This is a genomic window from Agromyces protaetiae, assembly GCF_030866785.1.
GTDB lineage: Bacteria > Actinomycetota > Actinomycetes > Actinomycetales > Microbacteriaceae > Agromyces > Agromyces silvae.
Window position 1 is genome coordinate 1,958,852 of sequence record NZ_CP133018.1, and the last position, 25,328, is coordinate 1,984,179.

A 25,328-nucleotide genomic window follows, 5' to 3' on the forward strand; every position below is an offset into this window, starting at 1 on the left:
TGTTGAGAACTACATAGTGGACGCGAGCATCTTAGAAACAACACTTGTGTTGTTTCACAATAGGTGAAACGCATTGGTGGCATCCTTTGGGGTGTTGCTGGTGTGTTCACTGGTCAATTTCTGACCGGTACTTCGGTGCCGGGACGATTGAACTCATGTGATTTCAAGTTTCTAAGAGCAAACGGTGGATGCCTTGGCATCTGGAGCCGAAGAAGGACGTCGTAATCTGCGATAAGCCTCGGGGAGTTGATAAACGAGCTGTGATCCGAGGATTTCCGAATGGGGAAACCCCGCCAGGCCCTTTGGGTGACCTGGTGACTCCCGCCTGAATGTATAGGGCGGGTAGAGGGAACGTGGGGAAGTGAAACATCTCAGTACCCACAGGAAGAGAAAACAACCGTGATTCCGTGAGTAGTGGCGAGCGAAAGCGGAAGAGGCCAAACCGGTCATGTGTGATACCCGGCAGGGGTTGCATGGTCGGGGTAGTGGGACCTTTCGGGCTGTTCTGCCGGACAGTCGCGGTGACTGCGTGTGTGATAGACGAATCGGATTGAAAGCCGAACCGGAGTGGGTGTGAGTCCCGTAGTCGAAATTGCATGCCGGCCGGAAGGGGATCCCAAGTAGCACGGGGCCCGAGAAATCCCGTGTGAATCTGCCAGGACCACCTGGTAAGCCTAAATACTTCCAGATGACCGATAGCGGACAAGTACCGTGAGGGAAAGGTGAAAAGTACCCCGGGAGGGGAGTGAAATAGTACCTGAAACCGTTTGCTTACAAACCGTTGGAGCCTCCTTGTTGGGGTGACAGCGTGCCTTTTGAAGAATGAGCCTGCGAGTTAGTGATCTGTGGCGAGGTTAACCCGTGTGGGGTAGCCGTAGCGAAAGCGAGTCTGAATAGGGCGATTCAGTCGCAGGTCCTAGACCCGAAGCGAAGTGATCTATCCATGGCCAGGTTGAAGCGACGGTAAGACGTCGTGGAGGACCGAACCCACTTCAGTTGAAAATGGAGGGGATGAGCTGTGGATAGGGGTGAAAGGCCAATCAAACTTCGTGATAGCTGGTTCTCTCCGAAATGCATTTAGGTGCAGCGTTGCGTGTTTCTTGCCGGAGGTAGAGCTACTGGATGGCCGATGGGCCTCAACAGGTTACTGACGTCAGCCAAACTCCGAATGCCGGTAAGTGAGAGCGCAGCAGTGAGACGGTGGGGGATAAGCTTCATCGTCGAGAGGGAAACAACCCAGACCACCGACTAAGGTCCCTAAGCGCGTGCTAAGTGGGAAAGGATGTGGAGTTGCACAGACAACCAGGAGGTTGGCTTAGAAGCAGCCACCCTTGAAAGAGTGCGTAATAGCTCACTGGTCAAGTGATTCCGCGCCGACAATGTAACGGGGCTCAAGCACGCCACCGAAGTCGTGGCATTCATACAATCGATAGGCCTTCGTGGTCCAGTCGTGTGGATGGGTAGGAGAGCGTCGTGTGCTGGGTGAAGCGGCGGAGTGATCCAGCCGTGGACGGCACACGAGTGAGAATGCAGGCATGAGTAGCGAAAGACGGGTGAGAAACCCGTCCTCCGGAAGACCAAGGGTTCCAGGGTCAAGCTAATCTGCCCTGGGTAAGTCGGGACCTAAGGCGAGGCCGACAGGCGTAGTCGATGGACAACGGGTTGATATTCCCGTACCGGCGAAGAACCGCCCACACAAAATCAGAAGTGCTAAGCATCCCAAGACCGGGTGATCCCTTCGGGGTGAGGCCGGTGGCGGCATGCGACCCCGTCTGGTGGCGTGAGCGTATTAACAGGTGTGACGCAGGAAGGTAGCCCAACCCGGGCGATGGTTGACCCGGGGCAAGCGTGTAGGCCGAGTCGTAGGCAAATCCGCGACTCATTACGGCTGAGACGCGATGCGGATGAAAAGTGGGTGATCCTATGCTGCCGAGAAAAGCATCGACGCGAGGTTCTAGCCGCCCGTACCCCAAACCGACTCAGGTGGTCAGGTAGAGAATACCGAGGAGATCGAGAGAATCGTGGTTAAGGAACTCGGCAAAATGCCCCCGTAACTTCGGGAGAAGGGGGGCCTGAAGCGTGAACCCACTTGCTGGGGGAAGCGTGGATGGCCGCAGAGACCAGTGGGAAGCGACTGTTTACTAAAAACACAGGTCCGTGCCAAGTCGCAAGACGATGTATACGGACTGACGCCTGCCCGGTGCTGGAAGGTTAAGCGGAACGGTTAGCACTTCGGTGCGAAGCTGAGAAGTTAAGCCCCAGTAAACGGCGGTGGTAACTATAACCATCCTAAGGTAGCGAAATTCCTTGTCGGGTAAGTTCCGACCTGCACGAATGGCGTAACGACTTCCCAGCTGTCTCAACCGCGAACTCGGCGAAATTGCATTACGAGTAAAGATGCTCGTTACGCGCAGCAGGACGGAAAGACCCCGTGACCTTTACTACAGCTTGGTATTGGTGTTCGGTGTGGCTTGTGTAGGATAGGTGGGAGACTATGAAGCTGGCACGCTAGTGTCGGTGGAGTCATTGTTGAAATACCACTCTGGTCACTCTGGATATCTAACTTCGAACCGTGATCCGGTTCAGGGACAGTGCCTGGTGGGTAGTTTAACTGGGGCGGTTGCCTCCCAAAAAGTAACGGAGGCGCCCAAAGGTTCCCTCAACCTGGTTGGCAATCAGGTGGCGAGTGTAAGTGCACAAGGGAGCTTGACTGTGAGACTGACAGGTCGAGCAGGGACGAAAGTCGGGACTAGTGATCCGGCAGTGGCTTGTGGAAGCGCTGTCGCTCAACGGATAAAAGGTACCTCGGGGATAACAGGCTGATCTTGCCCAAGAGTCCATATCGACGGCATGGTTTGGCACCTCGATGTCGGCTCGTCGCATCCTGGGGCTGGAGTAGGTCCCAAGGGTTGGGCTGTTCGCCCATTAAAGCGGTACGCGAGCTGGGTTTAGAACGTCGTGAGACAGTTCGGTCCCTATCCGCTGCGCGCGTAGGAAATTTGAGAGGATCTGACCCTAGTACGAGAGGACCGGGTTGGACGAACCTCTGGTGTGCCAGTTGTTCCGCCAGGAGCACCGCTGGTTAGCTACGTTCGGGATGGATAACCGCTGAAAGCATCTAAGCGGGAAGCCGGCCTCGAGATGAGATTTCCATCCCTTCGGGGGAGAGGCTCCCAGTAGACGACTGGGTTGATAGGCCGGATGTGGAAGCACGAACTAACGACGTGTGAAGCTGACCGGTACTAATAAGCCGATAACTTGACAATCACTACACCCAACACCGTTTTCAAAGGCTGGTGTGGGTGGCCCATACAGATTGCTCGCGTCCACTCTGTGGTTCTGGACAGACGAACCAACAACTCAACACTTGAACACCCCAACTCCCTGACACCCGCACACGGTGCCACCGGGTTGGGCCACGAGACCACACACCCCAACCCGCACCCAAAGGTGCGACCCGCGGGTGTGGCCAGAGTTTCGGCGGCCATAGCGCGAGGGAAACGCCCGGACACATTCCGAACCCGGAAGCTAAGACTCGCAGCGCCGATGGTACTGCAGGGGGGACCCTGTGGGAGAGTAGGACACCGCCGGACACACATTACGAGAGGTGGGCACCCACCGCGTTCAACGACGAGCGCAGGCGGGTGCCCATTTTTCGTTTAAGCAGCTTCGTGCCAGGAGCTCGCACTAGCGTTGCACACACACCCCATAGCGACAGGACGACCACGTGACGGATTCGAGTCAGCACGACAAGGACGAGAACCGTCCCCAGCGCAACCGGCCGCGATCGGACGGCGGGCAGCACCGTGACGGTGCGCCCCGCCGTGACGGTGAGCGCTCGTACGGACCTCGTCGTGATGGTGCCGGTGATCGTGGATCGTCCGGCGGCGCCCGTCGCGATGGCGACCGCGCCGGGTATGGCGGGCAGCGTCGTGATGGCGCGCCGCGCCGTGAGGGTGGTGACCGCGGCGGTTCCTCTGGCGGGCAGCGTCGCGACGGTGATCGTGCTGGGTACGGTGGGCAGCGTCGCGACGGTGCGCCTCGCCGTGACGGCGAGCAACGGTCGTTCGGCCCGCGCCGCGATGGCAGCGACCGGGGTTCGTACGGTGGGCAGCGTCGCGACGGTGCGCCTCGCCGTGACGGTGAGCGCTCGTACGGACCTCGTCGTGATGGCGCCGGTGATCGTGGATCGTCCGGCGGCGCCCGTCGCGATGGCGACCGCGCCGGGTATGGCGGACAGCGTCGCGATGGCGCGCAGCGTCGTGACGGTGATCGTGCCGGGTACGGTGGGCAGCGTCGTGAGGGTGATCGTGCCGGGTACGGCGGGCAGCGCCGCGATGGTGACCGCGCCGGGTATGGCGGACAGCGTCGTGATGGCGCGCCGCGTCGTGACGGTGATCGTGCTGGGTACGGCGGGCAGCGCCGTGAGGGTGATCGTGCTGGGTACGGCGGACAGCGTCGTGACGGTGATCGTGCCGGGTACGGTGGGCAGCGTCGTGATGGCGCGCCCCGGCGTGACGGCGAGCAGCGGTCGTTCGGCCCGCGCCGCGATGGCAGCGACCGGGGCTCGCATGGCGGGCCCCGTCGCGAAGGCGCGCCCCGCCGCGATGGCGAGCGCCGGTCGCCCGGCCGGTTCGAGCGCGACCGGCGTGCGCCCGGAGCCTCTCGGCCGCACACGGAACGCACCGGTGCGCCGGAGTACTCGGATCGTCCGCGCCACGACGACCCGTTGGTGCCCGACGAGTTCGAGCCCCGGATGCTCGATCGCGGGGCGCGCGCGCAGCTGAAGACGCTCACCAAGGAGAACGCAGACTGGGTGGCCCGTCACCTCGTCGCCGCGTCAGAGTACCTCGAGACCGATCCCGCGCTCGCCCACCGGCATGCGCTCGCGGCGTCGCGCCGGGCCGGCCGCATCGCGGTCGTCCGCGAGACCGTCGCGATCACGGCGTACGAGACCGGCGACTTCGCCCTCGCGCTTCGCGAGCTGCGGACGTACCGGCGGATCTCGGGCAGCAACGACCAGCTGCCGCTCATGGTCGACAGCGAACGCGGCGTCGGCCGCCCCGACCGCGCACTCGAACTCGGGCGCTCGGTCGACCGCGAGTCGCTTGCGCCCGCAGTCCAGGTCGGCCTCGCGATCGCGATGTCCGGGGCGCGGCTCGACCTCGGGCAGTCTGAGATGGCGCTCTCGGAGCTCGAGATCCCGCAGCTCGACCCCGACCGCGCGTTCAGCTACAGTCCGGCGCTGTTCTCGGCCTACGCCGAGGTCCTCGAGGACCTCGGGCGGCACACCGACGCGGCCGCCTGGCGGGCTCGCGCGATCCGGGCCGAGGAGGCGCTCGGCGGTCCGGCGGAAACCGAGGTCTTCGAGGTCTACGAGCTTGAGGAGACGGTCGAGGCGGATGCCTCGGACAAGCCGGAGTCCGCTGACCGGACCTTCGAGGCCGACGCCGAAGCCGAAGCCGAAGCCGACGCTGACACTGACACAGTCGCGGTGAGCACCGACGACGTCGCCGGCTCCGTCGAGGTCGCCAGCGTCGAAGACGTGGTGGGGGCCCGCGCGGTCGCGAGCGTCGAGGATGTGCTCGGCTCCTCCCAGGTCGCACGTGTCGAGGACATCGTGGGCGCCGCCGAGGTCGCTCCGGTCGAGGCGGTCGTGGCCGCCGCCGACCTGCGCGAGGAGGGTGACCCCGCGGACGCCCTCGAACCCGAGGTCGCCGCCCTCCTCGCGGAGACCGACCCCGAGCTGGACACCCACACTCACCCGGACCCGGACCTGGACCCGCACACGTCCGCCGCCGACACTGCGGCCGAAGAGGAGACCGCCGATGGCGCTGTTCCGGACGAGACGTGAGGGTGCGGCGCCGCTCGACGGCGCCGACGCGGTGCTCGCGGACCTCGACGGCGTGGTCTATCAGGGCGCGCACGCGATCCCGCACGCGGTCGAGAGCCTGAACCTCGCGAAGCGCGACCGTGCGGTCGGATACATCACGAACAATGCGTCGCGCAGCGATGTGAGCGTCGCCGGTCATCTGGCCGATCTCGGGCTCGACGTCGTGCCGGCCGATGTGGTCACGTCGCCGCAGGCGGCCATGCACCTGCTCGCCGAGCGGGTCCCCGACGGCTCGCTCGTGCTCGTCGTCGGCGGCGAAGGGATCGTCACCGAGCTCGAACGGCGCGGGTATCGCGTCACGCGGTCCGCCGATGACAGCCCGGCGGCGGTCGTGCAGGGGTTCGCGCCCGAGGTCGGCTGGACGCAGCTCGCCGAGGCCGCCTTCGCGCTGAACGCCGCGGGGTTCGCGAACGAGCAGGGCATCCCGTGGGTCGCCACGAACATGGACTGGACGATCCCGGTCGCGCGCGGCATCGCGCCGGGCAACGGCACCCTGGTCTCGGCCGTGCACACCGCGGTCGGCCGGTTCCCGGTCGTCGCGGGCAAGCCCGAGACGCCGATCTTCGACGAGGCGAGGCGGCGCTTCGGTGCGGAGCATCCGCTGTTCGTGGGCGACCGGCTCGACACCGACATCCTCGGTGCGCGACGCGCGGGCATGACGTCGGCGCTCGTGCTGACGGGCATCGACCGGGCGAAGCAGGTCCTCGCCGCGCCCGAGCAGAGCCGACCGGACTTCATCCTCCGCGACCTTCGTGGCCTGCACGAGCCGTACCCGCGCGTCGAACGCTCCGCGGGTGCGGTGCGCGTCGGTCGTGCGAAGGTCCGGATCGACGGGGCACGGGTCGTGATCGCGGCCGAGGGCGACGACGAGCTCGACCTCCTGCGCGCCGCGTGCGCCGCGATCTGGGACTCGGGTCGCGCCATCCACTCGCTCCAGGTTCCCGAGCGGCTCTACGCGTGACCGACGACACGGCTCCGGATGCCTCGGGGTCGGCGGCAACGGGTAGCGTTGACGCCATGCACGAGGCATCCGACGCCGAGGTCCCTGCGGAAGTCACGGCGCACGAGGCGGTCGACCCGGCCGGCATCGAGGCGCTGCCGCTCGTCGAGCGCGCGCCACGCTATCAAGCGGTCGCCGACCGCCTGCGTGGTGAGCTCGAACAGTCCGACCCCTCGCGCGGCGACGCCTGAGATGGCCGATCAGCGGCTCGACGCCGCGGTGGCGGCGCTCGGCCTCGCGCGCTCCCGCACACATGCGGCGGCGCTCATCGCCTCCGGGGCTGTGAGCGTCGCCGGCCGTCCGGTCGTGAAGCCGTCCCACAGGGTGACGCCCGGCGAGCAGATCGTGGTCGCCGAGGCTGATCAGTACGTGAGCCGGGCCGCGCACAAGCTCATCGCCGCGCTCGACGCGTTCGCTGTCGATCCCGCAGGCCGGGTGGCGCTCGACGCGGGTGCGTCGACCGGCGGGTTCAGCCAGGTGCTGCTCGAGCGCGGCGCGCGCACCGTGCTCGCCGTCGATGTCGGCCACGATCAGCTGGCCGCCGAGCTGCGCGGCGCGCCCGGGCTCATCGTGGTCGAAGGGTGCAACGTGCGCCACCTCGACGCCGCCGAGCTGGCACGGCTGACGGGCGTCGACGAGCGGCCCACCCTGGTCACGGCCGATCTGTCGTTCATCTCGCTCACGACCGTGCTGCCGGCGCTCACGGCGACCGCGGCCCCCGACGCCGACCTGGTGCTGCTCGTGAAGCCGCAGTTCGAGGTCGGTCGCGGCGGCGTCCGCGAGGGCGTCGTCCGCGATCCGGCGGCGCGCGCCGACGCGGTCATGGGCGTGCTCTGGGCGGCATTCGACCTGGGACTCGGCGTCCTCGGCGTGGAGTCCTCGCCGATCGCCGGGGCCCACGGCAACCGCGAGGTTCTGACGCACCTTCGCGCCCGAGCCGGGTCGGATCCGTCAGAATGGACGGGACGAGTCGATCAGCTGACCGGAGGAGGGCCCGCGTGACCGAAGGCCGGCACTTCCTCGTCGTCGCGCACACCGGTCGGCAGACCGCCCTCGAAGCCACCGGCAAGGTGTGCGCGCAACTGCTCGCGGCGGGCGCGATCCCCGTCATCGCCATGGAGCACTGGGATGACGTGCACGACCACGTGCCCGAGCTGAACGGCAGGGTGCGGCGGTTCGAAGACATCGACGCGTCGCGCATCGAGCTCGTCATCGTGCTCGGTGGCGACGGCACGATCTTGCGCGCCGCCGAACTCGTGCGTGAGCAGTCGGTGCCGCTGCTCGGCGTCAACCTCGGGCACGTCGGCTTCCTCGCCGAGAGTGAACGCGACGACCTCGACTACACCGTGCGCCGTGCGCTCTCCCGCGAGTACACCGTCGAGGAGCGAATGACGCTCTCGGTGCGGGTGAAGTCCGGCGAGGACATCGTGTACGAGAGCTGGGCGCTGAACGAGGCCACGGTCGAGAAGGCCGAGCGCGAACGCATGCTCGAGGTGGTCGTCGAGGTCGACCGGCGACCGTTGTCGTCCTTCGGCTGCGACGGCATCGTGATGTCGACCCCGACGGGCTCGACCGCCTACTCGTTCTCGGCCGGCGGCCCCGTCGTCTGGCCGAGCCTCGAAGCGCTGCTGCTCGTGCCGCTGAGCGCGCACGCCCTGTTCGCGAGGCCGCTCGTCGTCGGACCCGACTCGTCACTCGCGATCGAGGTGCTGCACCGAACCGAGGCGGCCGCCGTGCTGTGGTGCGACGGCCGGCGCATGTTCGACCTTCCGCCGGGCGCTCGGGTCATCGTACGGAAGTCTCCGGTGCCCGTGCGCCTCGCCCGGCTGCACGAGGCGCCGTTCACGGACCGGCTCGTGAACAAGTTCAACCTGCCCGTCGCCGGCTGGAGAGGCCCGGTGGGGCGTGACTAGGGCGGCGCAGCATCGCGAGCAGCACCGCATCGAGGGCGAAGCATGATCGAAGAGCTCGGCATCCGCGACCTGGGCGTCATCGCCGAGGCGACCCTGCCCATCGGCCCTGGATTCACGGCGGTCACCGGCGAGACCGGCGCCGGCAAGACGATGGTGGTCACCGCGCTCGGCCTCCTGCTCGGCGCGCGCGCCGACGCGGGCGCGGTCCGCGCCGGCGCGAAGCAGGCGTGGGTCGAGGGCCGCTGGTACGTGCCCGGCCAGCCGGTCATCGAGGAGCGCGTCGCCGACGCCGGCGGCGAGATCGAGGCGGGTGAGCTCTTGCTCGGCCGCTCGGTCTCCGCCGAGGGCCGCAGCCGCGCCGTGGTCGGCGGCCGCAGCGCACCCGTCGGCCTGCTCGGCGAGCTCGCCGATGAGCTCGTCGTCGTCCACGGCCAGGCCGATCAGCAGCGGCTGCGCTCCGCGGTCGCCCAGCGCGCCGCGCTCGACCGATTCGCTGGGCGTGAGTTGCACGATGTGCTCGCGGCATACCGCACGGCGTTCGAGTCCTGGCGCGCCGACGCGCACGAGCTCGAGCGACTCCGCGACGCGCACGAGTCGCGACGGCGCGAGGCCGATGAGCTGCGCGAGGCCCTCGACGAGGTGGAGGGCGCCGACCCGCAGCCCGGCGAGGACGTCGAACTGCAGGAGCGCTCGGACCGTCTGACGAACCTCGAAGACCTGCGGCTCGCGGCCGCCCAGGCGCATGAGCTCATCTCCGCGGAGAGTCCGGTCGACGACGCCCCCGACGCGGTCGTCCTCGTCGAGAACGCGCGACGGCACCTCGAGCGTGTGGCGTCGCACGACCCCGCACTGGGGCCCGTCGTCGACGCGCTCGCGAACGCGGGCTTCCTGCTCGCGGACGCCGCGGCGGAGCTGTCGAGCTACGTCGCCGGTCTCGACGCCGACGGCGCGCGCGAGCTCGAGCTCGTGCAGGAGCGGCGGGCGGTGCTCGCCTCGCTCATCCGGCGGCACGGCTCCACGCTCGACGACGTGCTGGAGTTCCGGGCGCAGGGCGGGCTGCGGCTGCTCGAGCTCGACGGCGACGATGAGCGCATCGGTCAGCTCGAGGCATCCGTCGCGGAGGCCGAGCGCGAGGTCGACCGCCTGGGTACGCGCCTCACCGAGCTGCGCACCGAGGCCGCGTCGCGGCTCGCGAGCGCGGTGACCGCGGAGCTCGCGGCGCTCGCCATGCCCGACGCCGAGCTGCAGGTCGCGGTCGAGCCGGCCGAGGCCGCGGCCCACGGCCGCGATCACGTGTCGATCCTGCTGCGCCCGCATCCGGGCGCCGAGCCGCGCTCCGTGGGCCGGGGCGCCTCGGGTGGCGAGCTGTCGCGTGTCATGCTCGCGATCGAGGTCGTGATCGCGGGCACCGATCCGGTGCCGACCTTCGTGTTCGACGAGGTCGATGCGGGCGTCGGCGGTGCAGCGGCGATCGAGATCGGCCGGCGTCTCGCCCGGCTCGCCGAACGTTCGCAGGTCATCGTGGTGACACACCTTGCGCAGGTCGCGGCCTTCGCGACCAACCACCTGACCGTGGTCAAGGGGACCGACGGTCAGGTCACGGCCTCGAGCGTCAGACAGCTCGAAGGCCCCGAACGCGAGGCCGAGATGGCCCGGCTGCTCTCGGGGCTCACCGACTCGGACATCGGGCTCGCGCACGCGCGCGAGCTGCTCGAGATCGCGGCGGACCGCGCCGCATGACACGTGGGGAGTCCGTATGGGGCATGTCGGGGCCGACGCACAGGATCGTGGCTTAGACTTGAAGCCCGTGGTGAATGAACGCGGCGCAGACCTCTCGAACACCGAGCTTGCCAACGGTGTGACCAAGCACATCTTCGTGACCGGGGGAGTCGTCTCCTCACTGGGCAAAGGCCTCACGGCCGCGAGCCTCGGCAATCTGCTGACCGCCCGCGGTCTGCGGGTCGTCATGCAGAAGCTCGATCCGTATCTGAACGTCGACCCTGGCACGATGAACCCGTTCCAGCACGGCGAGGTGTTCGTCACCGACGACGGCGCCGAGACCGACCTCGACATCGGGCACTACGAGCGCTTCCTCGACATCAACCTCTCGCAGGCCGCGAACGTCACCACGGGCCAGATCTACTCGACGGTCATCGCGAAGGAGCGCCGCGGCGAGTACCTCGGCGACACCGTGCAGGTCATCCCGCACATCACCGACGAGATCAAGCGCCGCATGCGGCTGCAGGCCTCCGAGTCGCCGAAGCCCGACGTGATCATCACCGAGATCGGCGGCACGGTGGGCGACATCGAGTCGCAGCCGTTCATCGAGTCGGCCCGCCAGGTGCGTCACGAGCTCGGCCGCAAGAACGTGTTCTTCGTGCACGTCTCGCTCGTGCCGTTCATGGGCGCGTCGGGCGAGCAGAAGACCAAGCCCACGCAGCACTCGGTCGCCGCACTGCGGTCGATCGGCATCCAGCCCGACGCGCTCGTGCTGCGCAGCGACCGGCCGGTCACCGAGTCCAACAAGCGCAAGATCGCACTCATGTGCGACGTTGACGAGGCGGCCGTGGTGAACGCGGTCGACGTGCCGTCGATCTACGACATCCCGACGATGCTGCACGACCAGGGCCTCGACGCGTACCTCATCGACGCCCTCGGTCTCGACGAGCAGGCCGCCGACGTCGACTGGTCGGGCTGGAGCGACCTGCTGCGGGTCGTGCACGAACCCAAGCACGAGGTCACCATCGGCCTCGTCGGCAAGTACATCGACCTGCCCGACGCGTACCTGTCGGTCACCGAGGCGCTCCGAGCGGGCGGCTTCGCGAACGACGCGAAGGTCAAGATCGAGTGGATCCCGTCCGACGAGTGCCGCACGCCCGAGGGCGCGGCGAAGCACCTCGCCCACCTCGACGGCATCTGCGTGCCCGGCGGGTTCGGCGTCCGCGGCATCGAGGGCAAGCTCGGGGCGCTGCGGTTCGCGCGCGAGAACGGCATCCCCGCGCTCGGTCTCTGCCTCGGCCTGCAGTGCATGGTGATCGAGGCGGCGCGAAATCTCGCCGGCCTCGAAGGGGCGTCGTCGAGCGAGTTCGACCCCGACACGCAGTTCCCGGTCATCGCGACCATGGAGGAGCAGGTCGAGATCATCGCGGGCGGCGACCTCGGCGGCACCATGCGCCTCGGCCTGTACCCGGCGAGGCTGCAGGAGGGCTCGCTCGCCGCGAGCCTCTACGAGGCGACGGATGTCTCGGAGCGGCACCGGCACCGGTACGAGGTGAACAACGGCTTCCGCGAGCAGATCGCCGATGCCGGCCTCGTGTTCTCGGGGCTGTCACCCGACCGAAACCTGGTCGAGTTCGTCGAGCTGCCCCGCGACGTGCACCCGTTCTACATCGGTACGCAGGCGCACCCCGAGCTGCGCAGCCGCCCGAACGACGCGCACCCGCTGTTCCGCGGACTGGTCGGCGCTGCGATCGAGCGCCAGCGCGCGAGCCTGCTGTTCGACGACGTCGCGAACGCATGATGACGCGCCCTGAACCCGGCTCCGCGCTGGCCGACGACCCGGCGCCGGTCGAGGTCCTCGAGAGCGAGCGGGTCTTCGAGGGGCGGGTCTGGGATGTGCGCAGCGACACGTTCATCTACGGCGACGAACGCATCACCCGCGACTACGTCGACCACCCGGGTGCGGTCGGCGTCTTCGCGATCGACGACGACGACCGGGTGTTCCTGATCCAGCAGTACCGGCACCCGATCGGCTTCCGCGATTGGGAGATCCCGGCGGGTCTGCTCGACGTCGACGGCGAGAGCCCGCTCGATGCGGCCAAGCGCGAGCTTGCCGAGGAGGCCGACCTCGTCGCTGCCGACTGGGCCGTGCTCACCGAGTTCTGGACCTCTCCCGGCGGCAGCGACGAGTCGATCCGGGTGTACCTCGCGCGCGGGCTCAGCGCCGCGCCCGAGGCGTTCACGCGCGAGGCCGAGGAGGCCGACATGCAGACGGCGTGGGTGCCGCTCGACGAGCTCGTCGACGCGGTGCTGACCCGGCGTCTTGCGAACTCGCCGCTACTGATCGCCACCCTCACGGCACACGCCGCGCGCGAGCGCGGCTGGCAGACGCTCGGCGCCGCCGACGCCCCGTGGCCGACCAGGAGCCCCGGTCGCGGCGGCACCCGCGCCGGCGCGGAGTGAGCGCGGCGGGCCCGGCGTGAGCGAGGGGGCGGATGCCGCGGCCACCGAGGCGGAGCGCTCCCGCGCCTCCGCGGCGCCCGACCCGGACGTCGACGGCTACCTCAGGCACCTGGCCGTCGAACGCGGGCTCGCGAAGAACACCGTCGCCTCGTACACGCGCGACCTCGCCATCTACCGCGAGTGGCTGACCGTGCGCGGCATCCGCGGCGCGGCCGCGGTCACCGAGGCGCAGGCCGAGGGCTTCCTGCGCTTCCTGACGGCGGAGCGTGAGCCGCGTCTCGCGACCTCGTCGGTCGCGCGCGTGCTGTCCGCGGTGCGCGGGCTGCACCGGTTCCTCGTCGAGGAGGGCCGGGCCGAGACGGATGCCACGCGCGAGCTGAAACCGCCGAAGCTGCCGCTCAGGCTGCCGAAGGCGATCCCCGTCGAAGACGTCGAGGCGCTCCTCGCGGCGGTCGTGGGCGACGACCCCGCCGCGCTCCGCGACACGGCCCTGCTCGAGCTCATGTACGCGACCGGTGCACGGGTCTCCGAGGCGATCGGCCTCAATGTCGACGATCTCGTGGACGCCGAGGTCGTCCGGCTCTTCGGCAAGGGCGGCAAACAGCGCATCGTGCCGGTCGGCAGCTACGCCCGGACCGCGCTCGACGCGTATCTCGTGCGGGCGCGACCCGAGCTGTCGAAGCGCGGTCGTGCGACGCCCGCGCTGTTCCTCGGCGCGCGCGGCGGCCGGCTCAGCCGACAGGCGGCGTGGGAGACCATCACGCGGGCGGCCGAGCGCGCCGGGCTCGAGGCATCCGTCTCGCCCCACACGCTCCGGCACTCGTTCGCGACCCACCTGCTGGCCGGCGGGGCCGACGTCCGCGTCGTCCAGGAGCTGCTCGGGCACGCGTCCGTCGCGACCACGCAGATCTACACGCTCGTCACAGCTGACACACTCCGGGAGATGTACACGCACGCACACCCGCGTGCTCGCTAGAATCGAGCGAGCCGGCGGTCAAGCGCCGGCGCCTGAAGGAGATGACCCGCACGTGACCGATCGACTGCAGGACGTCAGCGAACGCACCGGCGAGACCGCTGCTCCGCTCGGTCCGACCGGTCGGCCGCTGCGCGAGTTCGCCGTGCCCGAGCCGCTCGCGACCCACGGGCCCGCGCGCATCATCGCGCTGTGCAACCAGAAGGGCGGCGTCGGCAAGACGACGACCACGATCAACCTGGGTGCCGCCCTCGCCGAGTACGGCCGCAAGGTGCTCGCGATCGACTTCGACCCGCAGGGCGCGCTCTCGGCGGGCCTCGGTGTGCAGACCCACGACGTGCCGACGATCTACGACCTGCTGCTCTCGAAGCAGCACGACCCGGCCGACGCGATCCAGCACACGAGCGTCGAGGGCCTCGACGTGATCCCGGCGAACATCGACCTGTCGGCCGCCGAGGTGCACCTGGTGACCGAGGTCGCACGCGAGCAGATCCTCGCGAGCGTGCTGCGACGGGTCTCGGCCGACTACGACGTGATCCTGGTCGACTGCCAGCCCTCGCTCGGCCTGCTCACGGTGAACGCGCTCACGGCCAGCCACGGCGTGATCATCCCGCTGGAGTGCGAGTTCTTCGCGCTGCGCGGCGTCGCGCTGCTCATCGAGACCATCGACAAGGTGCGCGACCGGCTGAACCCCGCGATCGAGCTCGACGGCATCCTGGCGACCATGTACGACTCGCGCACGCTGCACTCCCGTGAGGTGCTCGAGCGGGTGGTCGACGCATTCGGCGACGAGGTGCTGGAGACGGTCATCACGCGCACGGTGAAGTTCCCCGACGCGACCGTCGCGGCGACGCCGATCACGAGCTTCGCGCCCGAGCACCAGGCGTCCAAGGCGTACCGGCAGCTGGCCAGGGAGCTGGTCTTCCGTGGCGCCGTCGCCTGACGCGGTCGACGCCACGCAGACGGATGCTCCGGGGTCGGCCGGCGATCCGGCGTTCCGGGTCGCGCTGACGAACTTCGAGGGCCCGTTCGATCTGTTGCTCTCGCTCATCGCCAAGCACGAACTCGACATCACCGAGGTGTCGCTGTCGAAGGTGACCGACGAGTTCATCTCCTACCTGCGCGGGCTGGACTCCGAGGAGGAGCTCGACCAGGCCTCCGAGTTCCTGGTCGTCGCCGCGACGCTGCTCGACCTCAAGGTCGCGGGTCTGCTGCCCCAGGGCGAGCTCGTCGACGCCGAAGACGTGGCGCTGCTCGAGGCGCGCGACCTGCTGTTCGCGCGCCTGCTGCAGTACCGCGCCTTCAAGGAGGTGGCGCGGTGGTTCGCGGGCGAGTTCGAGGCCGAGGGGCGGCGCCACGCGCGCAGCGTCCGGCTCGAGGACCGGTTCCGGCAGCGCGCACCCGAGCTGCGCTGGACGCTCAGCGCCGACGACTTCGCCGCGCTCGCCACGCTCGCGCTCACGCCGCGCGAGATCCCCGTGGTGGGGCTCGACCATCTGCACGCCCCCGTGGTCTCGATCCGCGAGCAGGCGGCGCAGGTCGTCGCGGTGCTGCGCCGTGGCGAGCCCGTGACGTTCCGGCAGCTCATCGCCGGGGTCGAGCTGAAGGGCGTGGTGGTCGCGCGCTTCATCGCGGTGCTCGAGCTGTACCGGCACGCGGCCATCGGGTTCGAGCAGCTCGAGCCGCTCGGTGAGCTCACGCTGCGCTGGGCCGCCGACCACTGGGACGACAACCGACTGGACAGCCTGGGAGCCGACTATGACGAGTGAGCACGACACGGGGGAGCAGGTGGATCAGGTGCAGTCGGATGCGCCGGGCGGGACGGATGCGCCGGCCGGGACGGATGCGGCGGCCGGGACGGATGCGGCGGCCGAGACGGATGCGCCGGCCGGGACGGATGCGGCGGGCGAGACGCCCGAGCTGTCGGTCGCGACCCCGCTCGATGTGCCGGGTCAGCCCAGACTCGATTTGGACCGCGCGCTCGAGGCGATCCTGTTCGTCGCCGACGAACCGCTCGGCGTGGTGTCGCTCGCGGCGGCCGTCGCCCGGCCCGTGGCCGAGGTGAAGGCCGCGATCGCGCGGCTCGTCGCCGACTACGACGGCACCGGCACGTCGGGGGAGCCGCGCACCGACGAGGCCGGCGAGGAGCCGTCCGCGCGCCCGGTGCGGCGCGGGTTCGAGCTGCGCGAGGTCGGCGGCGGCTGGCGGTTCTACGTGCGCGGCGACTACGACGCGCTCGTCGCCGGGTTCGTGCTCACGCAGACCTCGACCCGGCTGTCGCAGGCCGCGCTCGAGACCCTCGCCGTGATCGCCTACAAGCAGCCGATCTCGCGGTCGCAGGTCGCCTCGATCCGTGCGGTCAACGTGGACTCGGTCGTGCGCACCCTGCTGGGTCGCGGTCTCGTCACCGAGATCGACACCGACGCCGAGACCGGTGCCATCCGGTACGGCACCACCGACCTGCTGCTCACGAACCTCGGCCTGAACTCGCTCGACGAACTGCCGCACATCTCGCCGCTCCTCGAGGACGGCCAGGAAGGATTCGACCTTGACCGCGCATGACACGCCGCCCTCCGCGGGGAACCCGGACGACGCCGGACGCGAACGGCTCCAGAAGGTGCTCGCGGCCGCGGGCGTCGCGTCCCGCCGCGTCGTCGAGCAGATGATCGTCGAGGGCCGCATCGAGGTCAACGGGCGGATCGTCACCGAGCTCGGCTCGCGGGTCGACGCCGCGAGCGATCAGGTGAGCGTCGACGGCGTCGCCGTGCAGCTCGACACCGACAAGCGCTACTACAAGCTGAACAAGCCGCGCGGCGTGGTGTCGACCATGCGCGACGAGCAGGGCCGGCCCGATCTCACGCGGTTCACCGACGAGCTCGAGGACCGGGTGTACAACGTCGGCCGGCTCGACCAGGACACGAGCGGCCTGCTGCTGCTCACCAACGACGGCGAGCTCGCGCACGTGCTCGCGCACCCGTCGTTCGGGGTCGAGAAGACCTACATCGCCAAGGTGAAGGGCGCGTTCGAGCCGCGCACGCTGCAGCGGCTGAAGTCGGGCGTCGAGCTCGACGACGGGCCGATCTCGATCGACCGTGGCAAGATCCTCAGATCGGGCAGCGACGAGCGCCACACGCTCGTCGAGGTGACCCTGCACTCGGGACGCAATCGGATCGTGCGGCGCATGTTCGATGCGGTCGGGCACCCGGTCGTCGAGCTCGTACGGCGCCAGTTCGGCCCGTTGCACCTCGGCACCCTGCGCTCGGGCGAGCTGCGGGAGCTGACGAAGTCGGAACGCGGCCTGCTGCTCACGCTCGCGCGTGACGCGGACGCCGAGCGGAAGGGACAGGCCTGACATGGTGGAGGCACGCCTCACCGGCCCCGTCCGCGTGGTCGGCGCCGGGCTGCTCGGCACGAGCGTCGCCCTCGGGCTGCGTTCGCGCGGCATCGACGTCGTCCTCGACGACGCATCGCCGACGCACGTCGCGATCGCGGTGGATCTCGGCGCCGGCCGTGCGGCCGAACCGGGTGACGCGCCCGAGCTCGTCGTGGTCGCCGTCCCGCCGGATGTCACGGCACGCGTGGTCGCCGCCGAGCTCGCCGCGTTCCCGGACGCGATCGTCACCGACGTCGCGAGCGTGAAGGCCGGCATCCTCGCCGAACTCGAGGCCGCGGGCGCCGACGTGTCCAGGTACATCGGGTCGCATCCGCTCGCCGGACGCGAGCGGGGCGGGCCGCTGCAGGCACGCGCCGACCTGTTCGCGGGCCGGCCGTGGGTGGTCGCGGCGCACGACGCGATCAGCTACCAGCGCGCGAGCGCGGTCGACGACCTCATCCTCGACCTCGGCGCCACGCTCGTCGAGATGACGCCCGACGAGCACGACCGCGGCGTCGCGCTCATCTCGCACGTGCCGCAGGTGGTCTCGAGCCTCATGGCCCGGCGATTCCTCGACGCCCCGAACGCCGCGCTCGGGCTCGCCGGGCAGGGCGTCCGCGACGTCACCCGCATCGCGGCGAGCGACCCCGACCTCTGGGTGCAGATCCTCGGCGCGAACGCCGAGCCCGTCCGAGACATCCTGATCGCCTACCGCGACGACCTGGACCGGTTCATCGACGCGCTCGCAGCGCCCGCCGCACCGGGTGCACGCCGGCGGGTCGCGGAGGAGCTGACCGGTGGCAACACGGGCGTCGAGCGACTGCCGGGCAAACACGGCACCGACAAGCGGTTCACGACCGTCGTGGTCATGGTCGACGACCGGCCGGGGCAGCTCGCGCGACTGCTCGCCGAGATCGGCGAGATCGGCGTGAACCTCGAAGACCTCCGGCTCGAGCACTCGCCTGGCCGGCAGGTGGGGCTCGCCGAGATCCAGGTGCTGCCCGAGGCGGCCGAACGACTGACCAACGAGCTGGCCGACCGTGGCTGGCGGATCGCAGGATGATGAGCATGGAGTCGCCCGTGGTGTTCCCCTTCGTGGTGGCCGTCGACGGACCCGCCGGGAGCGGCAAGTCGAGCGTGTCGAAGGCCGTCGCCCGCCGTCTCGACTGGGGCTTCCTCGACACGGGCGCCGCGTACCGCGCGTTCGCCTGGCACGTCGAGGCATCGGGCGTCGGGGTCGACGACGAGGCATCCGTCATCTCGTGTCTCGAGAGCTTCGCGTACCGCATCGGCACCGATCCCGCCGGGTACCACGTGCGCGTCGGCGAGACCGACGTCACCCACGCGATCCGCGAGCCGCACATCTCGGGCATCGTGAGCCGCGTCGCACGAGTCCCCGAGGTGCGCCGGCACCTCATCGAACTCTTCCGCGCGATCATGGCCGCCGAGCTGCGACCGGGCATCGTCGTCGAGGGGCGCGACATCACCACGGTGGTCGCGCCGGACGCGCCGGTACGGATCCTGCTCACGGCGAGCGAGACGGTGCGGATGTCCCGTCGCGCCGCCGAGCTCGACGATCAGGACGCCGTGGCGACCGGCGAGCAGCTGCGTGCCCGCGACCGGGCCGACTCGAAGGTCGTCGACTTCATGACGGCCGCCGAGGGCGTCACCACCGTGGACTCGACCGACCTCGACTTCGACGCGACCGTCGACGCGGTCATCGCCGTGATCGACGCGGTGCACGCGATCGGGCACACGACCGCGGACTGAGCACGGCAGCCTGGCGTCCGCCGGGGCATCCGCGTGTCCGGGGCATCCGTGTGTCCGGGGCATCCGTGTGTCCGGGGCATCCGCGCGCCCACCGACCGCAGCGACTCCTTGCTCAGGAACGACGCGGTGACACGCCGCGCCAAGCATGGCGACACGCCGGCCGTCGCGGAGATCATCCTGAGCAAGGGATGCGGACGGCGGGAGGTGGGCCGGGGCATCCGCCCTTGCGCCCGTATCGGGTCGCTCGACGCACTACCCGTCCGCCGCATCGTTGCTCAGGAACGATGCGGCGACACGCCGCCCCGGCGCGGGCGACACGCGGCGCTGCGCGCGGACATTCCTGAGCACGCGCGCCGCGAGCGGTGACCGACGCCTGATTGAATAGACCCGGCGTGTGCGCCGCGGCCCTGACCGCGCGCCCGCCTTCGGATTGAGGAGACACGATGACCGACCGCGACGAGACCGTCCGCGACGACGACGCCGCCGAATACGAGACCGACGGCGATCAGCTCGCCGAGCGGCTCGCCGACGTCGACGACGAACTCGCCGAGCAGCGGGCCGCCGCGCTCCGCAGCGGACTCGAGGACTACGAGCTCGACGACGAGGACCTCGGCCTGCTCGAGCTCTCGGAGGAGGGCGAGGAGGGCATCACCTATCTGCCCGCGCTGCCTGTCATCGCGATCGTCGGCCGGCCGAACGTGGGCAAGTCCGCGCTCGTGAACCGGATCCTCGGCCGCCGCGAGGCGGTCGTCGAGGACACCCCGGGCGTCACCCGCGACCGGGTGTCGTACAAGGGCGAGTGGCTGGATCGCCGCTTCACGCTCGTCGACACGGGCGGGTGGGAGCCCGACGCGAGAGGCATCGACGCATCGGTGGCCGCGCAGGCCGAGGTCGCGATCGACCTGTCCGACGTGGTGCTCTTCGTCGTGGACGCCACGGTCGGCGCGACGTCGACCGACGAGCACGTCGTGCGGCTGCTCCGCAAGACGAAGAAGCCCGTGTTCCTCGTCGCGAACAAGGTCGACGACGCGCGCCAGGAGCCCGAGGCGGCCGCGCTGTGGAACCTCGGCCTGGGCGAGCCGCACCCCGTCTCGGCGCTGCACGGCCGCGGCGTGGCCGATCTGCTCGACGAGGTGTTCAAGGTGCTGCCCGAGGTCTCGGCGGTGGCCAAGCAGGAGATCGGCGGACCGCGCCGCGTGGCCATTCTCGGGCGCCCGAACGTCGGCAAGAGCTCGCTGCTGAACAAGGCGGCCCGCGAGGAGCGCGTGGTCGTCAACGAGCTCGCGGGAACCACGCGCGACCCCGTGGACGAGCAGATCGAGCTCGGCGGCCGGGTGTGGCGCTTCGTGGACACCGCGGGCATCCGGCGGCGCGTGCACCTGCAGCACGGCGCCGACTTCTACGCGACCCTGCGCACGCAGGCCGCGCTCGAGAAGGCCGAGGTCGCGGTCGTGATCATCGACGTGACCGAGCCGATCTCCGAACAGGACGTGCGGATCATCGACCTCGTGCTCGAGTCCGGCCGTGCGCTCGTCATCGCCTACAACAAGTGGGACCTGCTCGACGACGAACGCCGCAGGTATCTCGAGCGCGAGATCGAGCAGGACCTGCACCATGTGGCGTGGGCGCCGCGGGTGAACATCTCCGCGCGCACCGGCCGGCACCTCGAGAAGCTCGTGCCCGCACTCGAGACCGCGCTGGACTCGTGGGACACGCGCATTCCGACGGGCAAGTTCAACGCGTTCCTCACGGAGCTCACGCAGGAGCATCCGCACCCGGTCCGCGGTGGCAAGCAGCCGCGCATCCTGTTCGGCACCCAGGCCTCGACCCGACCGCCGACGTTCGTGCTGTTCACGACCGGGTTCCTCGACCCGGGCTACCGCCGGTTCATCCAGCGGCGGCTCCGCGAGATCTACGGGTTCGCGGGCAGCCCGATCGTGCTGAACATGCGGGTGAGGGAGCGCCGGCAGCGGCGCTGATCACGAGATCCGGGCGCCCAGGGGGCTCTCGATGATGTCCTGCATTCGGATCGGCCGCGCGCGGGTCATCGGCCGTTCGGCGCGGCGGGCGAGCAGGTAGCCCGCCGGCACGTCGGCTTCGTGCGGGGCGACCAGGTAGCGGCCGCTCGCGGTCGTGACGATGCAGCCCGGCGGGTATGCCGGTGAGAACGTGGTGGACATCTTCGGCCATCCGATCTGGAGCAGTGCTGGTGCGTCGGAGGGGTGGCCTCGTTGGCAGCTGACCCATAAAGTATATCAGTATGCGTGCGGCTGACGAAGCGCGTGTTGCATGACGACGCGGCTCGGCGTCGGCCGGGCGATCTCGGTGAAGCCGGCGGCCGCGAACATGGCGATGGTGCCGTGATAGAGCTCGGCGGCGCTGACGTGACGGCGGGCGGCGGCGTCGACCGCGTAGGCCTCCACGACTCGCGCGCCATGCTGCGCTGCGAAGCCGACCGCGGCGTGCGCGAGCTCGGTCGCGATGCCGCGGCCCCGGTGCTCGGGCGGGATGACGAAGCAGGAGAGCGCCCATACCGCTTCGTCGTCGAGGTCGGGCTGCTCGGTGCCGGTCGTGACGATGCTGCTGCGGCGCAGTCGGGTGAGGCCGGGGCGCGGCTCGATCGCACACCAGCCGGCCGGGGTGTCGTCGTCGTAGGCGAGGAGTCCCGGGCCGGGGGCGGGAGCGGCGAGCTGGCCGGCGAGCCGATCGTGCAGCGCATCCTCGTCGACGCCCCGCCAATCGCGCGCCGGGATCTTGAACCACTGACACCAGCAGTGCGCCGCGTCGCCCCGCGTGCCGAACACCGTCTCGACGTCGGCGAGCGGCGCGTCGCTCGCCGGGACGATGCGCAGGGTGTGTGACATGACGACAGCGTAGGCGCGTACCCGTGTTCTCGCGTTCCGTGTTCTCGTGTTCTCGCGTTCCCGCGTTCCCGCCTCCTCGGGTTCCCGCGTATCCCCGCCGAGTGATGACGAAACGGGCGAAGACGCGGGGCAGAACGTCCTCACTCGAGGCGTTTCGACATCACTCGGCGAACTCGATGGGCGTGGGTGGGCTCGGGCGGGCGTGGGTGGGCTTGGGTGGGGATCGGGTGGGACTGGGTGGGCGTGGATGGGACTGGGTGGCACCGGGTGGGCCTGGGTGGGCCCGGGTGGGCCTGGGTGGGCCTGGGTGGGCCTGGGTGGGCCCGGGTGGGCCCCGGCGGCTCGGGTGCGGGCGGCGGAACGGTGAGATCGTGAACGCTGTTCACAATGTTGTATGCTCACGATATGGATGTCACGGTGCTGGACCGGTTGCTGCAGATCGGCGAGCTGTTCGAGCGCGACATGGCGACGCACTTCGCAGGCTCGCCGCTGACGCCCCAACGCGTGCAGGTGCTCTGGGAACTCGCGCGCGGCGGGTCGTGCGCGCAGCACGAGCTCGCGGCGCGCCTCGGCGTGAGCCCGCGCCATGTCACCACGCTCGTGGACGTGCTCGAAGCGGGCGGGTATGTGCGGCGTTCGCCGCACCCCACCGATCGCCGGTCGATCTTCGTCGCGCTCACCGCCACGGCCGAGGACACCATGCACGAGATGCAGCTCGACCACGAGGAGCTCTCGGCCACGCTGCTCGAGGCCGTCGCACCCGAGGACCGGGCCGCGGTCGAGCGGGGGGTCACCGCGATCGCCGAGCGGCTCGCCGAACTCGTCGCCGCCGACGAGGCACGCCGGCGCGAGGAAGCGCGCGCGGACTCATGACCGGGGCGGCGGTGGGCGCGCAGCGCGAGGCATCCGTCTGGGCTCGTGTGCGGAGCTTCGCGAAGCGCGCACTGCTCGTGGAGCTGCGCATCTATGCGAGCATCGGGCGACTCGTCGCCCGCCGGCCGGCGCTCCCGGCCGGCGCCACAGGGTTTTCGTACCACAAGCCGGTGCTGACCATCCTCGTGATCTTCATCGTGCTCTCTGCCGTCGAGATCCCGATCATCGACCTGATCGTGCATCAGTGGCCGTTCGTGCGCATCCCGCTGCTCGTGCTCGGCATCTGGGGACTCACCTGGATGGTGGGCCTCCTGGCCGCGTATCTGGTGCGACCGCACACGGTCGGGCCCGACGGCATGCGGGTGCGTGAGGGGCTCGAGCTCGACGTGCCGCTGGCGTGGGAGGACATCGCATCGGTCGCGATCGACCGGCGGGTCGATGAACCGAAGTCGCCGCGGATCACCGAGACGGATGCCTCGCGGACGCTGTCGCTGCGCATGCAGGATGAGACCAACATCGAGATCGAGCTGGAGCGACCGACGGCCGTGCGCCTGCCCGGACTGCCGCCGAAGGGCGGCGTCCACGAGGTCACGCACGTGCGGCTCTGGACCGACGACCCGAAGGGGCTCATGGCGGCGGTGCGCGAGCAGATCTGAGCCCGAGGGTGGATCTCGGGGGAGGACGTGCGCGAGAGTGATCTCATCGCCGCGTCAACGCGGCGTCCTCGGGGAGGGGCCCTCGCATGACCACAGATGCCGCCGCATCCGCCGCATCCGCCTCAGCCGCCGGATCGACCGGTCCGAACGCCGTCGCCCGGTCGTCGTGGGTCCCGATGATCGGGCTGTTCCTCGCGCAGATCCTCATGTCGTACAACGTGTCGGCGCTGCCCGTCTCGCTCGGCGGCATGGTCGAGACCTTCGGCGTGCCGCCGACCGACGTCAGCACCGCGATCGTCACCTACGGGCTCGTGGTCGCGGCGCTCGTGATGGTCGGCGCGAAGATCGGGCAGCGGGTCGGCTGGGTCATCGTGTTCCGCGTCGTGGTCGCACTGTTCGCCGCGTCGGCGCTGCTCATGATCTTCGCGCCCGGCGTCGGCTGGGTGATCCTCGCGCAGGCGCTGGCCGGAGCATCCGCCGCCATCATCGTGCCATCGCTCGTCGCGCTCATCGCGGAGAACTATCGCGGCGGGCAGCAGGAGACGGCGATCGGATCCCTGGGCTCGGCCCGCGCCCTCGCGGGCGTGAGCGCCTTCCTGATCGGCGGCACCCTCGCGACGCTCGTCGGGTGGCGGCAGGTGTTCATCGTCGTGCTCGTGCTCGCCGTCGCGGTGTTCGTCTTGAGCTTCAAGCTGCGGGGCTTGCCGGGGAATCCCGCGGTCAAGATCGATGTGGTCGCCGCGGTGCTCATCGGGCTCGGTATCGTCTCGCTGACGCTCGGCGTCAACAACCTGAACGCCTGGGGGATCGTCGCCGCGCGGGCCGACGCGCCGTTCGACGTTCTCGGGCTGTCGCCCGCGCCGCTGCTGATCGTCATCGGGCTCATCCTGGTGCAGCTGTTCTTCCTGTGGACCCGGCGCCGCACGAAGGCGGGCCGGGTACCGCTCGTGAGCCTGTCGGTGTTCGGATCGTCGCGGGAGCGGGCCGCCGTGTACGCGATGTTCGTGGTCGTCGCGCTCGAGGCGGCGCTCAACTTCACGATCCCGCTGTACATCCAGATCGTGCAGGGCCGCACGCCGTTCGACACGTCGCTCGCGATGCTGCCGTTCAACCTCACCGTGTTCTTCACCGCGATGATCGTCGTGCGCTTCTACCGGCGGTTCTCACCACGCACCATCGGCATGTTCTCGTTCGGTCTCACGACGATCGCGCTGATCTGGCTCGCGTTCGTCGTCACGAACAACTGGGAGACGCTGCCGACGATCCTCGGCCTGTTCGTGTTCGGGGTGGGCCAGGGTGCGCTGGTGACGCTCGTCTTCAACGTGCTCGTGACCGCGTCGCCGAAGCAGCTCGCGGGTGATGTGGGTTCGGTGCGGGGGACGACCCAGAACCTCGCCTCAGCGGTAGGCACCGCGGTCGCGGGCGCGCTGCTCGTCGGCATCCTGGGCGTCAACGTCGCCTCGTCGCTCGTGGAACACCCCGAGTTGCCGCCCGAGCTCGTCTCGCAGGTCGATCTCGACAGCGTGAACTTCGTGAGCAACGACCGGTTGGAAGAGGTGCTGTCGGAGACCGATGCGACGCCGGCTCAGGTCGACGCGGCCGTCGCGCTCAACGAGGAAGCCCGCCTCGGCGCGCTGAAGCTCGGGCTGTTCATCCTCGCGGGCGTGAGCGCGCTCGCGGTCGTGCCCGCGAGCCGGCTGCCGCGGTTCCGGCCCGGTGAGGTCCCCGAGAGTGTGGCGACGGGGGAGGCGACGACCGGCTCGAAGGCCTGAGCCAGGCGGCGAACCGCCGCGCGGCCGGCGGCCGCGCGGCACGGTGCGTCCGCGCCGCA

At 69.5% G+C, this 25,328-nt stretch carries 22 protein-coding genes and 2 rRNA genes; 21 read left to right on the top strand and 3 right to left on the bottom strand.

The features are described 5' to 3' along the window. Positions 1 to 161: 161 nt before the first annotated feature. Positions 162 to 3,266 (top strand): 23S ribosomal RNA (locus tag QU602_RS09015). Between the two features lie 210 nt (positions 3,267 to 3,476). Beyond that, positions 3,477 to 3,593, top strand: a 5S ribosomal RNA gene (gene rrf, locus QU602_RS09020). Between the two features lie 5 nt (positions 3,594 to 3,598). On the opposite strand, the gene QU602_RS09025 is transcribed toward rrf, so the two are convergent. Further along, positions 3,599 to 4,720 (bottom strand): serine/threonine-protein kinase, encoded by a 1,122-nt coding sequence (locus tag QU602_RS09025; protein WP_308799947.1) that lies wholly within the window; start codon positions 4,718 to 4,720, stop codon positions 3,599 to 3,601. A 12-nt stretch (positions 4,721 to 4,732) separates the two neighbouring features. Here QU602_RS09025 and QU602_RS09030 point away from each other — a divergent pair, with 12 nt between their 5' ends. From QU602_RS09030 to der, 16 genes are all read left to right on the top strand, one after another. After that, positions 4,733 to 5,854 (top strand): hypothetical protein, encoded by a 1,122-nt coding sequence (locus tag QU602_RS09030; protein WP_308799948.1) that lies wholly within the window; start codon positions 4,733 to 4,735, stop codon positions 5,852 to 5,854. After that, the gene (locus tag QU602_RS09035) at positions 5,829 to 6,854 is read left to right on the top strand and encodes an HAD-IIA family hydrolase (protein WP_308799949.1); all 1,026 of its coding nucleotides are present in this window, start codon (positions 5,829 to 5,831) and stop codon (positions 6,852 to 6,854) included. Before QU602_RS09030 ends, QU602_RS09035 begins: the two co-directional genes overlap by 26 nt. Then, positions 6,851 to 7,084, top strand: coding sequence for a hypothetical protein (locus QU602_RS09040; protein ID WP_308799950.1), 234 nt, complete (start codon positions 6,851 to 6,853; stop codon positions 7,082 to 7,084). Before QU602_RS09035 ends, QU602_RS09040 begins: the two co-directional genes overlap by 4 nt. Before the next feature lies 1 nt (position 7,085). After that, on the top strand, positions 7,086 to 7,895 hold the full coding sequence (locus QU602_RS09045) for a TlyA family RNA methyltransferase (protein WP_308799951.1): 810 nt from the start codon (positions 7,086 to 7,088) through the stop codon (positions 7,893 to 7,895). Beyond that, positions 7,892 to 8,806, top strand: a complete 915-nt coding sequence (locus QU602_RS09050; RefSeq protein ID WP_308799953.1) for an NAD kinase — start codon at positions 7,892 to 7,894, stop codon at positions 8,804 to 8,806. The genes QU602_RS09045 and QU602_RS09050 overlap by 4 nt, the downstream gene beginning before the upstream one ends. Before the next feature lie 42 nt (positions 8,807 to 8,848). Continuing rightward, positions 8,849 to 10,546: a DNA repair protein RecN gene (recN, locus tag QU602_RS09055; RefSeq protein WP_308799955.1), complete on the top strand. Its 1,698-nt coding sequence runs from the start codon at positions 8,849 to 8,851 to the stop codon at positions 10,544 to 10,546. Positions 10,547 to 10,706: 160 nt separating this feature from the next. Next, the gene (locus QU602_RS09060) at positions 10,707 to 12,326 is read left to right on the top strand and encodes a CTP synthase (RefSeq protein ID WP_373692926.1); all 1,620 of its coding nucleotides are present in this window, start codon (positions 10,707 to 10,709) and stop codon (positions 12,324 to 12,326) included. Continuing rightward, entirely contained in the window at positions 12,326 to 12,988 is a 663-nt protein-coding gene (locus tag QU602_RS09065) for an NUDIX hydrolase (RefSeq protein WP_308799956.1), read from the top strand. Before QU602_RS09060 ends, QU602_RS09065 begins: the two co-directional genes overlap by 1 nt. Positions 12,989 to 13,004: 16 nt before the next feature. Further along, on the top strand, positions 13,005 to 13,964 hold the full coding sequence (gene xerD / locus QU602_RS09070) for a site-specific tyrosine recombinase XerD (RefSeq protein WP_308799957.1): 960 nt from the start codon (positions 13,005 to 13,007) through the stop codon (positions 13,962 to 13,964). Between the two features lie 52 nt (positions 13,965 to 14,016). Then, entirely contained in the window at positions 14,017 to 14,904 is an 888-nt protein-coding gene (locus tag QU602_RS09075) for a ParA family protein (protein WP_308799958.1), read from the top strand. Then, on the top strand, positions 14,888 to 15,730 hold the full coding sequence (locus QU602_RS09080; protein ID WP_308799959.1) for a segregation and condensation protein A: 843 nt from the start codon (positions 14,888 to 14,890) through the stop codon (positions 15,728 to 15,730). Before QU602_RS09075 ends, QU602_RS09080 begins: the two co-directional genes overlap by 17 nt. After that, positions 15,720 to 16,523, top strand: coding sequence for an SMC-Scp complex subunit ScpB (scpB, locus tag QU602_RS09085; protein WP_308799960.1), 804 nt, complete (start codon positions 15,720 to 15,722; stop codon positions 16,521 to 16,523). The genes QU602_RS09080 and scpB overlap by 11 nt, the downstream gene beginning before the upstream one ends. After that, entirely contained in the window at positions 16,510 to 17,313 is an 804-nt protein-coding gene (locus QU602_RS09090) for a pseudouridine synthase (protein WP_308799961.1), read from the top strand. The genes scpB and QU602_RS09090 overlap by 14 nt, the downstream gene beginning before the upstream one ends. A gap of 1 nt (position 17,314) precedes the next feature. Further along, the gene (locus QU602_RS09095; protein ID WP_308799962.1) at positions 17,315 to 18,397 is read left to right on the top strand and encodes a prephenate dehydrogenase; all 1,083 of its coding nucleotides are present in this window, start codon (positions 17,315 to 17,317) and stop codon (positions 18,395 to 18,397) included. Positions 18,398 to 18,402: 5 nt separating this feature from the next. Then, positions 18,403 to 19,104 (top strand): (d)CMP kinase, encoded by a 702-nt coding sequence (gene cmk / locus QU602_RS09100; protein WP_308799963.1) that lies wholly within the window; start codon positions 18,403 to 18,405, stop codon positions 19,102 to 19,104. A 443-nt stretch (positions 19,105 to 19,547) separates the two neighbouring features. Continuing rightward, positions 19,548 to 21,083 (top strand): ribosome biogenesis GTPase Der, encoded by a 1,536-nt coding sequence (der, locus tag QU602_RS09105; RefSeq protein WP_308799965.1) that lies wholly within the window; start codon positions 19,548 to 19,550, stop codon positions 21,081 to 21,083. Here the strand turns inward: der and QU602_RS09110 are convergent, their stop codons facing one another. Both QU602_RS09110 and QU602_RS09115 read right to left on the bottom strand, forming a co-directional pair. Beyond that, positions 21,084 to 21,284 (bottom strand): hypothetical protein, encoded by a 201-nt coding sequence (locus QU602_RS09110; protein ID WP_308799967.1) that lies wholly within the window; start codon positions 21,282 to 21,284, stop codon positions 21,084 to 21,086. It abuts the gene before it with no gap. A 75-nt stretch (positions 21,285 to 21,359) separates the two neighbouring features. Next, positions 21,360 to 21,968: a GNAT family N-acetyltransferase gene (locus QU602_RS09115; protein WP_308799968.1), complete on the bottom strand. Its 609-nt coding sequence runs from the start codon at positions 21,966 to 21,968 to the stop codon at positions 21,360 to 21,362. A gap of 405 nt (positions 21,969 to 22,373) precedes the next feature. Here QU602_RS09115 and QU602_RS09120 point away from each other — a divergent pair, with 405 nt between their 5' ends. The 3 genes from QU602_RS09120 (at position 22,374) to QU602_RS09130 (ending at position 25,269) form a co-directional block, all read left to right on the top strand. Beyond that, complete coding sequence (locus QU602_RS09120) at positions 22,374 to 22,841, top strand: MarR family winged helix-turn-helix transcriptional regulator (protein ID WP_308799969.1); 468 nt, start codon at positions 22,374 to 22,376, stop codon at positions 22,839 to 22,841. Beyond that, positions 22,838 to 23,497: a hypothetical protein gene (locus tag QU602_RS09125; RefSeq protein ID WP_308799970.1), complete on the top strand. Its 660-nt coding sequence runs from the start codon at positions 22,838 to 22,840 to the stop codon at positions 23,495 to 23,497. Before QU602_RS09120 ends, QU602_RS09125 begins: the two co-directional genes overlap by 4 nt. 86 nt (positions 23,498 to 23,583) lie before the next feature. Further along, the gene (locus QU602_RS09130) at positions 23,584 to 25,269 is read left to right on the top strand and encodes an MFS transporter (RefSeq protein WP_308799971.1); all 1,686 of its coding nucleotides are present in this window, start codon (positions 23,584 to 23,586) and stop codon (positions 25,267 to 25,269) included. The last annotated feature ends 59 nt before the right edge of the window (positions 25,270 to 25,328 follow it).

Coding starts and splice junctions, on each gene's coding strand:
- QU602_RS09130 (WP_308799971.1), top strand. CDS start 23,584: ATGACCACAGATGCCGCCGCATCCGCCGCATCCGCCTCAGCCGCCGGA.
- QU602_RS09095 (WP_308799962.1), top strand. CDS start 17,315: ATGGTGGAGGCACGCCTCACCGGCCCCGTCCGCGTGGTCGGCGCCGGG.
- der (WP_308799965.1), top strand. CDS start 19,548: ATGACCGACCGCGACGAGACCGTCCGCGACGACGACGCCGCCGAATAC.
- scpB (WP_308799960.1), top strand. CDS start 15,720: ATGACGAGTGAGCACGACACGGGGGAGCAGGTGGATCAGGTGCAGTCG.
- QU602_RS09125 (WP_308799970.1), top strand. CDS start 22,838: ATGACCGGGGCGGCGGTGGGCGCGCAGCGCGAGGCATCCGTCTGGGCT.
- QU602_RS09035 (WP_308799949.1), top strand. CDS start 5,829: ATGGCGCTGTTCCGGACGAGACGTGAGGGTGCGGCGCCGCTCGACGGC.
- QU602_RS09110 (WP_308799967.1), bottom strand. CDS start 21,284: ATGTCCACCACGTTCTCACCGGCATACCCGCCGGGCTGCATCGTCACG.
- QU602_RS09120 (WP_308799969.1), top strand. CDS start 22,374: ATGGATGTCACGGTGCTGGACCGGTTGCTGCAGATCGGCGAGCTGTTC.
- QU602_RS09065 (WP_308799956.1), top strand. CDS start 12,326: ATGACGCGCCCTGAACCCGGCTCCGCGCTGGCCGACGACCCGGCGCCG.
- recN (WP_308799955.1), top strand. CDS start 8,849: ATGATCGAAGAGCTCGGCATCCGCGACCTGGGCGTCATCGCCGAGGCG.
- cmk (WP_308799963.1), top strand. CDS start 18,403: ATGGAGTCGCCCGTGGTGTTCCCCTTCGTGGTGGCCGTCGACGGACCC.
- QU602_RS09115 (WP_308799968.1), bottom strand. CDS start 21,968: ATGTCACACACCCTGCGCATCGTCCCGGCGAGCGACGCGCCGCTCGCC.
- QU602_RS09045 (WP_308799951.1), top strand. CDS start 7,086: ATGGCCGATCAGCGGCTCGACGCCGCGGTGGCGGCGCTCGGCCTCGCG.